We start from the raw sequence: 10,674 nt of genomic DNA, 5'->3' as shown, positions 1-10,674 counted from the left end.
TTGCCTGCGAGGGCGGTCTGACCAGCAACACATATCTTGATCCCGCCCACCCCCGTATAATCGCCGCTTTTCTCCAAGGCACCCTTCCCCGTGGGCAATAAACGCTACAGCTGCATCGGTCTGTATAACCCCAAATCCCCCGAAAACGTTGGTTCGGTGATGCGCGCCGCCGGCTGCTACGGCGTGGCCTCGGTGTTCTACACCGGCGTGCGTTACGAGCGCGCGCGGGATTTCATCACCGACACCAAGAAAGTCCACCACGACATTCCGCTGATCGGCATTGATGACCTGAAAAAGATTCTGCCGCTGGGCTGCATCCCGGTCGCCGTCGAACTGGTGGAAGGCGCCCGCCCGCTGCCCGAATACACCCACCCCGACCGCGCGCTGTACATTTTCGGCCCGGAAGACGGCTCGCTGGACAAAGAGATTCGCGACTGGTGCGAAGACGTGGTGTACATCCCGACCACCGGCTGCATGAACCTCGCCGCCACCGTCAATGTGGTGCTCTACGACCGCCTGGCCAAGGGCAACAACACCCGCTCGGGCCCCAAGTACTGATTTTTTGGGAACATCCGGCGTCTGCTGGCAGTCAGCTACATATCACTAGCCCTTGTTGGAGACAGATCATGAGCGACAGCAAAATCCTGCGACCTATCATCGAACACGATTCGCTTGAGCCTCAGCCCACGCAAAATGTGCATGGCTGGGAACGTATCGGCTCGGTGGCCGGCGGCGTGATGATGGTCGGCAAAGGCCTGCGTCGTGGCGGTATTTTCGGGTTGATCCAGGTGGCGATCGGCGGCGTGGCACTGGCCCGTGGTTTTACCGGGCATAGCTCGCTCAAGGACAAACTGGAACAGGGCCGCCAGGAAATGAACAGCGTGCGCACAAAGATCGAGCGCGCGGGTGCGGAGCTGAAGAATTTGAAGACCAAGGCGGAAGTGGCGGCAGAGAAGGCGACCAAAACTACGGCCTGAGCCCGCACTCCAAAATGTAGGAGATCTCAAGGTGGGAACTGGCTTGTGTGGGAGCTGGCTTGCCTGCGATGCATACACCTCGGTGTATCAGCCAAACCGGGGTGATGCCATCGCAGGCAAGCCAGCTCCCACACAAGCCCGCTCCCACATTTTGTTTTGTGTAAGACTTGGAAATCAACGCAACAGCTTGTTATCCAGCACCACTGACGACTCGCCAATGATGCTCTCTGCCAACTGCACAAACTCCGGCGTGGTGGTGCTGTTCGCGCGCATCACCGCCTGCGCCAGATCATCCAGAGACCGCTTGTTGTGGGTTTTCACCCGGATCTCGCGGTCCAGTTCCTGCAACAGCAACACCGCCTGCGCCACCGTGGCCGCGCCGACGTGCTCGCCGCGCAGTGTGGTGACGCCCTTGCCTTCCTTCGCCAACCGCGCCTGAATCGCTGCATACCGCTCATCGGTAATACCGCCGGCACGCCGCACCAGTTCAATGGCGTAATACTCGCCCAACCCTTCGCTGATCCAGTCACTGCTCTGATGGTTGTTGAAGCGGCCGATGGCCTGCACCACTTCGCGGATCAACGGGCTGCTGCCGTTTTCGCTGACCAGCGGCGTGCGGCTGTTGAGGTAGATCGAATCGCGCGACGAAAACACGCCACGGCGCATCGGGTCACTGGCGCCCACTACCAATAGTTTCGCCGGGTGACGCGGGAACGCCGCCTCCACTTGAGGCCAAACGAACGTCAGCAACGTCAGCACATCCATGCGGCGCATGGCCTGGCCTTTGGGCGAGGCCACGGTGACGTCGGTCTCGCCCAGGCGCACGCGACGGCTGCCCAAAGTGCCGGCGAGCATCCAGCCGGTGGGCCGGTCAAACAGGCGCGAAACGTTGTCGATACGGAATTTGTGCTTGCCGATGCGTGGCCAGGCGGTTTCGACGCTTTTCCAGCCGGCCGGCAGCTCGAACATCAAACGCGAGACCAGCTCGACGCCGTCCTGCTGGTCGAGCCGCGCAGTCGGCACCAGGTCCTCACCGCGAAACAATGCCCAGCCGGGGGTGATTCGCGCTTCATAGAGGCCCGGTTTGCGCGCGTGCGTGAGGTGTACGCGGTAAGTCAGGCTGGCCTTGTCGGCGCTCGGCTGCCACACGCCACGGCTGCCGGAGACCTTCCACTGGCCGTCGGCCTTGAAGTCGCTGTAGTCGCCGGCGTGCCCCAGGTCGAAGTCCAGGCTGCGCACCGCCGAACCCTGGGACAGGCTCACGCGGACTTCAGCCTGCTCGCTCTGGGGCAGCAGTTTGACGTGATAATCCAGGTCGACTTTCTTCGCGCACCAACCGGGCCCGCTGAACGCCAGCAACATCAGGCTCGCCGCCAGCTTGACTGCCACCCTCATACACATTCCTTTTTCAGCCCGCACGGAAGATCAGGTAATCCTCCCAGTCGTCTTCGGGCACGCTGCCTTCGCTGAGCATGCGTCCGGACTGAGAAATGCGTTCGTGGTGCACGGCGTCGCGGTCGCCGCAGACCAGGTGGTGCCACAGCGGCAGGTCTTTGCGCTCACTGACCAGGCGGTAACCGCAGGTCGGCGGCAACCATTTGAACTGGTCGGCCTGGCCCGGGGTGAGTTGGATGCAGTCCGGCACCGAGGCACGGCGGTTGGGGTAGTCGGTACACTGGCAGGTTTTCAGGTCCAGCAGCTTGCAGGCGATGCGCGTGTAATAAACGCTGTTGTCGTCTTCATCTTCAAGCTTTTGCAGGCAGCACAGGCCACAGCCATCGCACAACGACTCCCACTCCTCCTGGTCGAGGTGCTCAAGGGTTTTGCGTATCCAGAAAGGTTCGACTTTGGCGGCCATGGCTCTGTATCAGTATCGGTAGGTGAAAAGGCCGCCAGTCTAGTGCCACAGGCCCGTGGGGCCAAGCGCTTACGACCTGCGGTGTAACAACACTTGTCAGTCTAGCGGGCGCGCAGTAGCTTTGAACGCCGAATTGACCCTCAGGAACCGCCCATGAGCACCAACCCACGCGTTGCCGATCACCCGATCCACACCCAGTTCACCGAACGCTGGTCGCCCCGCGCCTTCACGGGCGAAAGCATCCCGAAAGACACCCTGTTGAGTTTCTTCGAAGCCGCACGTTGGGCACCCTCGGCCTACAACTCGCAGCCATGGCGTTTTCTCTACGCGCGCCGTGACACGCCGGACTGGGAGCGCTTCCTGGGCCTGCTCAACGAATTCAACCGCAACTGGGCGCAACATGCCTCGGCGCTGGTGATCATCGCGTCAAAAACCGACTTCACCGCCCCTGGCGCCACCGAAGAAACCCCGGCGCTGTGGCACACCTTCGACACCGGCTCGGCCTGGGGCCACCTGGCGCTGCAAGCCAGCATCAGCGGCTGGCACACTCATGGAATGGCCGGTTTCGATCAGGAGCTGACCCGCAAAGAGCTGAAGATTCCAGAAGGTTATGCGCTGCACGCGGCGGTGGCCGTGGGCAAACTGGGCGATAAATCGACTTTGCCGGAGTACCTGCAAGGCCGTGAAGTGCCAAGCCCTCGCAAGCCGTTGAGCGAGCTGGTATCGGAAGGCGACTTCAGTCTCTGAGACTGACACAGAACTAAATGTGGGAGCGGGCTTGCTCGCGAATGCGGTGGATCAGTCACTACATCATTGACTGATCCACCGCATTCGCGAGCAAGCCCGCTCCCACATTTCTGATCAGTGTTGACTCAGTAACCGCGCTCGAAGCTCACTTCCCCGCGCAACGCTTCCTTGGCCTGATACGCCCGCAGGTTCTGCACAAACAACGCCACCATCATCGACGGCGACGTCGGCGCCGAGCTGTGCCCGGTCAGCAGCAAGCCCCACGCGGTCCAGAACGGATGGCGTTGCGGCAACGGCTCCTGACGGCATACGTCGATCACCGCGCCAGCCAGGTGCCCCTCTTTCAAGGCCTCGACCAGGTCGGCATCGACCACCGCCACACCGCGCCCGACGTTGATAAACAACCCGGTCGGCTTGAATTGCTTGAACAGCGCCGCGTCGTACAAATCGTGGGTCTCGGGCGTGTTGGGCAGCAGGTTGATCACGTAATCCACCTCTCCCACCAAGCGGCCGAGTTGATCCAGCCCGGCCACTTCGATGAACGGCGCCTGCTCACGCGCCGTGCTGGCAATGCCATACAGCTTCACACCAAACGGCAGCAGGAAGTCGGCAACGCTCTGGCCGATATCGCCGGTACCCACGATCAACGCCTTGCGCCCCGCCAGGCTCTGGCCCATGCGGTTGTCCCACTTACGCTCGACCTGGCTGACCAGTCGCGCCAGTACCTCGCGCTCGTGGCCGAGCATGTAGGTGAGGACAAACTCGGCCATGACCTGGCCAAAAATGCCGACCGCACGGGTCAGGCGGTAGTCGCGGGGCAAGCCTTCGGCGAGCAACGGCGTGATGCCTGCCCAGGTCGATTGCAGCCATTGCGGTGTGTGGCCCTGGCGCAACAGGGTGGCAAGCAAATCCGGCTGGCCGAGCCAGATCGGGCAGTCAGCAGCCAGGCGCGACAGTTCAGCCGAGTCGCCGCTGGTCAAGACCTCAAGGTCCGGTGCCGCGTCATTCAGCAGTTGGGCGTAGAGCGGGTGATCCTGTTCAGCAATCAGAACACGCATGGTTCAAACCTTTCAAAAACAGTGCAGACGGCCGCCCGCTTCCTTACGGCCACCGCCAACTAATACGCTTGCAGGGATGAAGGTGCCCCAGGCAGGGCACCCACCGATCACATCGGGTCGTTGCGTCGCAACAGCTCTTCGGGCAAGTGTTCGATGTACTCGTCCTCGGCCGGCGGCATTTGCAGGTGGTAACCCTGCTTGTCGAGGTTTTCCAGGACCACGGCGATGTCTTCGCGCGACAGTTTGCGCTCCGGCGTCAGCACCATGTCAAACGCATGGTGAGCCTTGCCGAACGCGATCATCAGCGGTTCCGGCACACGCTCCAGGGCGTCGCTTTTGAGCACGTAGAGGTACATGCCGTCTTTTTTCAGGCTGCGATAAATGGAGCAAATACGTTTCAAGGCTGTTCTCCGGCAGTGGCCAGGCTGTCGAGCAGCGCCTGGCCCATCAACTCGCGGCGCCAGCCACGCAGCGAGTCTGGCAATGAATAAGGCCCATCGGGGTAGCCGCTTTTGACCAGGGCTTCGAGGGTTTTCTTGCGCAGCATCAGTTCCGGGGCCATGTCCAGGCGCTCGGCTTCGGCTTGGCCAAAGGCACGCAGTTGCTTGATCAGCGTGGCGGCGTCAACCGGCAGCGGCTCGGCAACGGCGGGTGGCCATTGGTCCATGGGCACGCTGCCGGCACGTTTGATCAGGTCCAGCAGAAACTGGCCATCCTGACGCACGGTGCGCGGGTGCATGTCTTCGATTTTGCCCAGGGCGGCGAGGTTATCCGGCTGGGATTTGGCCAGGGGCCACAACGAGTGTTCGCGAATGATGCGGTTGCGCGGCAGGTCACGGGCACGGGCTTGCTGCTCGCGCCAGGCGCAGAGTTCGCGCAGCACCGCCAGTTGGGCGCGCGAGAGTTTCCAGGCCAGCTTGGCATCGCGGTACACCTCGTACGGGTCCACTTCGCGGCGCAGGTTGGCCACCAGTTCGGCGCCGTCCTCCAGCACCCAGGCGTATTTGTCGTCCGACAATTGCGGGCGCAGGCGAATGTAGACCTCGGCCAGATGCACCGCATCTTCGGCGGCGTAGCTCACTTGAGTGTCGGACAGTGGCCGCTGCAGCCAGTCCGAGCGGGTTTCGCCCTTGGGCAACTCGATGTCGAGCACGGCTTGCACCAGCCGTGAGTAGCCCATGGAGAAGCCGAGGTTCAGGTAAGCCGCAGCCAATTGGGTGTCGAACAACGGCACCGGCAAGCTGCCGGTCAGGCGCAGCAGCACTTCGAGGTCTTCGCTGCAGGCGTGCACCACCTTGATTACCGCCGGGTTCTCCAGCAAAGCGGCCAACGGTTGCCAGTTGTCGATGGTCAGGGGGTCGATCAGGTAAGCGCGTTTGCCATCGCCGATCTGGATCAGCCCGGCAATGGGATAAAAGGTGTCGACCCGCATGAATTCGGTGTCGAGGGCGACGAATGGCAACTGCTGCCATTCGGCGCAGTGCTGGCCGAGGCTATCGTTGTTGCAGATCCAGTGAATATCGATGGCCACACGGCTCTCCCTTGAAGAATGGCGCGCAGTATATATCGCGAAAGGGAGTTGCGAGCATCCGCAGTGCACACGCCTTCATGAAAACTCCGACAAGAGAGGAAGAATAGTCCGACGAGCGGGACTTATCCTCTCTTACGCAAGACGTAGACACGCCAGAGCTTGGAGCCGGGCAGGAATTCCTGCTGGTACAAGACCTTGAAGCCGGCGTGGCGGAACTCGTCTTCCATGGGCGTGCGGGAGCTGACCGAGACGATCACCGTGTCGCGACTGACCCGATGAAACTCGCGCAGCAACATCAGGCGCACGTCCGCGCTGGGCACATGGCGAAACAGTTCCAGGCAGAAAATGCAGTCCACCGCATTCGCCGACAGGCCGATGGAGAATGCCGAGCCCTGGAAGGTTTTGACACGTTTAAGCAATGACGCCGGGTGATGGGTGAGCGCGTGGTCGAGCATGTCCTGGGAATTGTCCGAGGCCAGGATCACCCGGTTGACGTGTTCGGCCAGCACCGGCCAGAAGCGCCCCGAACCGCAGGCAAGATCGAGGATCAACCCCGGCTCACCCGCTACCTTCAGCGCCTGGCGCACCAACCGTTCATCGCGCCACGCGCCCAGACGCTTGAGCAGTGCCGGTGGGCGCGTGTCACCGCAGACCCGGGCATGCTCGCGGTCGCAATGCTCGGCGAATTCAATCTCGATAGAGGATGGAGGTTGTGACGGCATCACGGGCTCATGTGAGTGGAACGGTAGTGAACGACCTTGATTGGCAGGTTAACCCGCGTAACGTGAAAAAAAGGTCGAAAGCCTTGGAGGCTGCCGAATCTCCCTGTGGTGAGAGGGCTTGCTGTGGCGAGCGGGCTTGCCCCGCGTTGGGCTGCGAAGCGGCCCCAGTAAGAAGAATGCGGTGTATCAGATACTCCGCGGAGGCTGGTTTTGGGGCTGCTGCGCAGCCCAACGCGGGGCAAGCCCGCTCGCCACAACAAGCCCGCTCGCCACAACAGGCCCGCTTGCCACAGTAAGCCCGCTCGCCAGAACAGCTCGGGGATCAGGCCTGGTGCAGGTACCAACGCCAGTCCTGCTCGCCGACTTCGCCCATAAACTGGCGATACTCAGCGCGTTTTACCGCCAGATACACCCCCAGAAACTCGCTGCCAAACGCATCTCGCGCCCAACTTGAACCTTCCAGAGCGCGCAAGGTGGTCAGCCAGTCGGTGGGCAGCAATTCCTTGGCCTGGGCGTAACCATTGCCTTCCACCGGCGCGCCGGGGTCGAGCTGTTCGCGAATGCCACGGTGGATGCCGGCCAGGATTGCGGCGGCGGCGAGGTAAGGGTTGGCGTCGGCGCCGCAAATGCGGTGTTCAATATGCCGCGAATTCGCCGGGCCGCCAGGTACGCGCAGGCTGACGGTGCGGTTGTCGACGCCCCAGGTCGCCGCCAGCGGCGCGTAGCTGTTGGTCTGGAAGCGGCGATAGGAGTTGGCGTTGGGGCAGAACATCAGCAACGAATCGAGCAAGGTGCTGAGCATGCCACCCACCGCCTGGCGCAGCAGCGGTGTGCCGTCGGCGGCTTCGCTGGCAAACAGGTTATTGCCCTGGGCGTCGGCCAGGCTGACGTGCATGTGCATGCCGGTGCCCGCAAGGTCGTCGAACGGTTTGGCCATAAAGCAGGCGGTCATGCCGTGCTTGTGGGCCACGCCCTTGACCAGGCGCTTGTAGCGCACCGCTTCGTCCATGGCTTGCAGCGCGTCGGCGCGGTGCTCCAGGGTGATTTCGACCTGGCCCGGGGCGTATTCCGAAATGGCCGTGCGCGCGGGAATGCCTTGCAGTTTGCACGCACTATAAAGGTCGGCCAGGAACGGCTCGATCTGCTCCAGTTCGCGCAGGCCATACACCTGCGTCGAGCGCGGGCGATTGCCGTCCACATCGCGCGCCGGTTGCGGGCGGCCATGGCTGTCGGGCTTTTGATCGAGTAAGTAGAACTCCAGCTCCGCCGCCATCACCGGGTAATAACCGTCGGCCTTGAGCCCGTCGATGACCTTTTCCAGCAGGTGCCGGGGGTCAGCCACGGTGGCGGGCAGGCCCTCGGTGGGGTGCATGCTGACCTGCACCGCCGCCGTAGGGATCAGCCGCCAGGGCATGCGCTGCAAACTGCCGCTGACCGGGTAGGCGCGACAATCGATATCGCCGACCTCCCACACCAGGCCGGAGTTTTCGACGTCATCGCCATTGATGGTCAGGCCAAGAATGGTGCTGGGCAATGGCCGGCCGCTTTCGTACACCGCCAACAGTTCGTCACGGTGCAACAACTTGCCGCGCGGTACGCCGTTGTTGTCGAGGATAAACAGCTCGAACATCTCGATGTCCGGGTTCTGTTCAAGGAAGGATCGGGCTTCTTGCAGGCTCGCGAAAACACTCATGACAACTCTCATACGTTTGCGTCAGGCAGGCGCGCAGGCGCCGCCGGGCAGATGCGCACAGGTGCGCGTCATCCATGGGGCAGATCAACGCAGGAGAAAGGTATCTGGTGGGCGCGCGTGTCGGCAGTGGAACAAGGCCCAGAAGGCCAGCTCGGAGGGCAGTGCCTCGACAACCGTCGGACGGCTCGGCACTAAAGCGCCAGGCGATGTCTCGGGGTGAGTGTCGGGGGAACCGTCCATGCAGAAGTCACAATGAGGTAGATGCCAGCCAGCGTCACACGCCGACAAAGGTTGTTCAATTCAGGGTTGACGGAGTTTGGTTGCAGCCTGGCTAAACAATTGCCATCCCTGCGGTTTGCTGGAAATAATGGCGGCCCCGATCATGCCCCCAAGGAATCGACCGCATGAAAGCGCCTTTGGCCTTCTGTTTACTGGCAAGTCTGGCCACTCCGGCCCTGGCCGAATCGCGCCTCGATGACGTGCTGCAGCGCGGCACGCTCACCGTCTGCACCACCGGCGACTACAAGCCTTATACCTCGCTGCGCGCCGATGGCACCTATGAGGGCATCGACATCGCCATGGCCGAATCCCTGGCCAAAAGCCTCAACGCGAAGATCACCTGGGTGCCCACCACCTGGAAAACCCTGATGCCGGACTTTCTCGCCCAACGCTGCGACATCGCCGTGGGCGGCATTTCCGTGTCGCTGGAACGCCAGAAAAAAGCCTTCTTCAGCCAGGCCCTGGGCGTCGACGGCAAAATCCCGCTGGTGCGCTGCGCGGATGTGCAGCGTTACCAGACTGTCGAACAGATCAACAAGCCTGAGGTTCGCGTGATTGAGCCGGCGGGTGGCACCAACGAAGTCTTCGCCCGCGCCCACTTGGGCCAGGCGCAAATCCGCCTGCACGACAACGTGACCATTTTCGACGAGTTGCTGGCAGGCAAGGCCGACGTGATGATCACCGACGCCAGCGAGGCGCGTTACCAGCAAAAACTCAAGCCCGGGCTGTGTGCGGTCAACCCCGAACGGCACATGCAGTACAGCGAAAAGGCCTTCCTGCTGCCCCGCGATGACGTGGCGTGGAAAAGTTACGTCGACCAGTGGTTGCACCTGAGCGTGGCCACCGGCGTCTACGACGGCATCGTCAATCAATGGCTGGCGGCGCCCTGAGCCCGGGCGGTCTACGCTGTGGTCACATCAATAAGAACGAGGGAACGGATCATGAAGGCACTGCTCCGACTGACTTGGCTGTTGCTCTTGTGTGGCAGCCAGGTGCACGCGGCGACAGCGCAAGAGGAAGACGCGCTGGCCGCCAAGGCACTGCTGGACAAAGCCCTGGTGTATTACCAGGCCAATGGCGACAAGGCCTTCGCTGCGTTCAGCCGCCAGGGCGAGTTTGTCGACCATGACCGCTATGTGTTTGTGGTCGATACCAAGGGTGTGTTGCTGGCCAGTGGCGGCCCCTCCTCCGCGTTGATCGGTCGGGACGTGTCCGAGGTGCTGGGGCCGGATTTGCAGCAGTCGTTCAAGGCTGCGCTGAAGGTGCCCGAGGGTCAGGGGATTCAGCAGGCCGACTACCGCTGGCAAAACTGGAATGACGGCAAGGTGGAACACAAGCATGTGTTTTATCAGCGCGTGGGCGAGCGGATTCTGGCGGTGGGCTACTACCTGCCACGCGCCACGCCGGAGCAGGCCCGGTCGCTGCGTAACAAAGCCGTGAATGCGTTGGTGAAGGATGAAGCGGGGACGTTGAAGGCGATCAACTCATTGCAGGGCGGGTTTCTGCAGGATGATTTGTATGTGTTTGTGGTGGACCTGAAGACCGGGCGCTATGTGGCGCATGGGACTGATTTGCGCCTGGTGAATACGGATTTCGCCAAGGTCAAGGACCCGGACGGGAAGCCGGTGGGAGAGCCGATTTTGAAGATCATGGCGGAGCAGGATCAGGGGGAATACAAGTATCGGTGGAAGAACCCGGTGACTGACCGGGTTGAGAACAAGCATGCTTATGTGCGTAAGGCCGGGCACTTTATGGTGGCTGTGGGGTATTACTCGCCCTGAGGGTGGGGGGGTGTATATCCGTTATTTG

General features: G+C 61.9%; 12 protein-coding genes. 5 read left to right on the top strand and 7 right to left on the bottom strand.

What is annotated here, in order from left to right; genetic code table 11:
• Positions 1-90: 90 nt before the first annotated feature.
• Together BFW87_RS19415 and BFW87_RS19410 are read left to right on the top strand one after the other, a co-directional pair.
• Positions 91-558, top strand: coding sequence for an RNA methyltransferase (locus BFW87_RS19415; protein WP_003189607.1), 468 nt, complete (start codon positions 91-93; stop codon positions 556-558).
• Between the two features lie 68 nt (positions 559-626).
• Positions 627-977 carry a YgaP family membrane protein gene (locus tag BFW87_RS19410; RefSeq protein WP_078741351.1) on the top strand — a complete coding sequence of 117 codons (351 nt, stop codon included), beginning with the start codon at positions 627-629 and terminating at the stop codon, positions 975-977.
• A 174-nt stretch (positions 978-1,151) separates the two neighbouring features.
• Here BFW87_RS19410 and BFW87_RS19405 read toward each other — a convergent pair whose 3' ends face one another.
• Both BFW87_RS19405 and BFW87_RS19400 read right to left on the bottom strand, forming a co-directional pair.
• Positions 1,152-2,372 (bottom strand): hypothetical protein, encoded by a 1,221-nt coding sequence (locus BFW87_RS19405; protein WP_078741350.1) that lies wholly within the window; start codon positions 2,370-2,372, stop codon positions 1,152-1,154.
• A 13-nt stretch (positions 2,373-2,385) separates the two neighbouring features.
• On the bottom strand, positions 2,386-2,835 hold the full coding sequence (locus BFW87_RS19400) for a YcgN family cysteine cluster protein (protein WP_003172524.1): 450 nt from the start codon (positions 2,833-2,835) through the stop codon (positions 2,386-2,388).
• A 153-nt stretch (positions 2,836-2,988) separates the two neighbouring features.
• Here BFW87_RS19400 and BFW87_RS19395 point away from each other — a divergent pair, with 153 nt between their 5' ends.
• On the top strand, positions 2,989-3,582 hold the full coding sequence (locus BFW87_RS19395; protein WP_078741349.1) for a nitroreductase family protein: 594 nt from the start codon (positions 2,989-2,991) through the stop codon (positions 3,580-3,582).
• Between the two features lie 125 nt (positions 3,583-3,707).
• Here BFW87_RS19395 and BFW87_RS19390 read toward each other — a convergent pair whose 3' ends face one another.
• The 5 genes from BFW87_RS19390 to BFW87_RS19370 form a co-directional block, all read right to left on the bottom strand.
• On the bottom strand, positions 3,708-4,640 hold the full coding sequence (locus tag BFW87_RS19390) for a D-2-hydroxyacid dehydrogenase (protein ID WP_078741348.1): 933 nt from the start codon (positions 4,638-4,640) through the stop codon (positions 3,708-3,710).
• 107 nt (positions 4,641-4,747) lie between these two features.
• Positions 4,748-5,041: a YcgL domain-containing protein gene (locus BFW87_RS19385; RefSeq protein WP_078741347.1), complete on the bottom strand. Its 294-nt coding sequence runs from the start codon at positions 5,039-5,041 to the stop codon at positions 4,748-4,750.
• Positions 5,038-6,171, bottom strand: a complete 1,134-nt coding sequence (gene rnd / locus BFW87_RS19380; protein WP_078741346.1) for a ribonuclease D — start codon at positions 6,169-6,171, stop codon at positions 5,038-5,040. The genes BFW87_RS19385 and rnd overlap by 4 nt, the downstream gene beginning before the upstream one ends.
• A 122-nt stretch (positions 6,172-6,293) precedes the next feature.
• Positions 6,294-6,893 carry a class I SAM-dependent methyltransferase gene (locus BFW87_RS19375; RefSeq protein ID WP_078741345.1) on the bottom strand — a complete coding sequence of 200 codons (600 nt, stop codon included), beginning with the start codon at positions 6,891-6,893 and terminating at the stop codon, positions 6,294-6,296.
• 322 nt (positions 6,894-7,215) lie between these two features.
• Positions 7,216-8,586, bottom strand: a complete 1,371-nt coding sequence (locus BFW87_RS19370) for a glutamine synthetase family protein (protein ID WP_139372460.1) — start codon at positions 8,584-8,586, stop codon at positions 7,216-7,218.
• Positions 8,587-8,990: 404 nt separating this feature from the next.
• Between BFW87_RS19370 and BFW87_RS19365 the strand changes: the two genes are divergently transcribed.
• A complete protein-coding gene (locus tag BFW87_RS19365; RefSeq protein WP_078741343.1) occupies positions 8,991-9,755 on the top strand; it encodes a transporter substrate-binding domain-containing protein in 765 nt (254 codons plus the stop codon).
• A gap of 51 nt (positions 9,756-9,806) precedes the next feature.
• Positions 9,807-10,646 (top strand): cache domain-containing protein, encoded by an 840-nt coding sequence (locus tag BFW87_RS19360; RefSeq protein WP_078741342.1) that lies wholly within the window; start codon positions 9,807-9,809, stop codon positions 10,644-10,646.
• Positions 10,647-10,674 lie beyond the last annotated feature (28 nt).

It is taken from the genome of Pseudomonas fluorescens, assembly GCF_002022275.1.
Lineage (GTDB): Bacteria > Pseudomonadota > Gammaproteobacteria > Pseudomonadales > Pseudomonadaceae > Aquipseudomonas > Aquipseudomonas fluorescens_AJ.
The sequence above is the reverse complement of the archived record's forward strand: the minus strand, read 5'-3'. Positions and strand labels throughout refer to the sequence as shown.

Coding starts and splice junctions, on each gene's coding strand:
- BFW87_RS19365 (WP_078741343.1), top strand. CDS start 8,991: ATGAAAGCGCCTTTGGCCTTCTGTTTACTGGCAAGTCTGGCCACTCCG.
- BFW87_RS19400 (WP_003172524.1), bottom strand. CDS start 2,835: ATGGCCGCCAAAGTCGAACCTTTCTGGATACGCAAAACCCTTGAGCAC.
- BFW87_RS19375 (WP_078741345.1), bottom strand. CDS start 6,893: ATGCCGTCACAACCTCCATCCTCTATCGAGATTGAATTCGCCGAGCAT.
- BFW87_RS19370 (WP_139372460.1), bottom strand. CDS start 8,586: ATGAGTGTTTTCGCGAGCCTGCAAGAAGCCCGATCCTTCCTTGAACAG.
- BFW87_RS19395 (WP_078741349.1), top strand. CDS start 2,989: ATGAGCACCAACCCACGCGTTGCCGATCACCCGATCCACACCCAGTTC.
- BFW87_RS19405 (WP_078741350.1), bottom strand. CDS start 2,372: ATGAGGGTGGCAGTCAAGCTGGCGGCGAGCCTGATGTTGCTGGCGTTC.
- BFW87_RS19390 (WP_078741348.1), bottom strand. CDS start 4,640: ATGCGTGTTCTGATTGCTGAACAGGATCACCCGCTCTACGCCCAACTG.
- BFW87_RS19360 (WP_078741342.1), top strand. CDS start 9,807: ATGAAGGCACTGCTCCGACTGACTTGGCTGTTGCTCTTGTGTGGCAGC.
- BFW87_RS19410 (WP_078741351.1), top strand. CDS start 627: ATGAGCGACAGCAAAATCCTGCGACCTATCATCGAACACGATTCGCTT.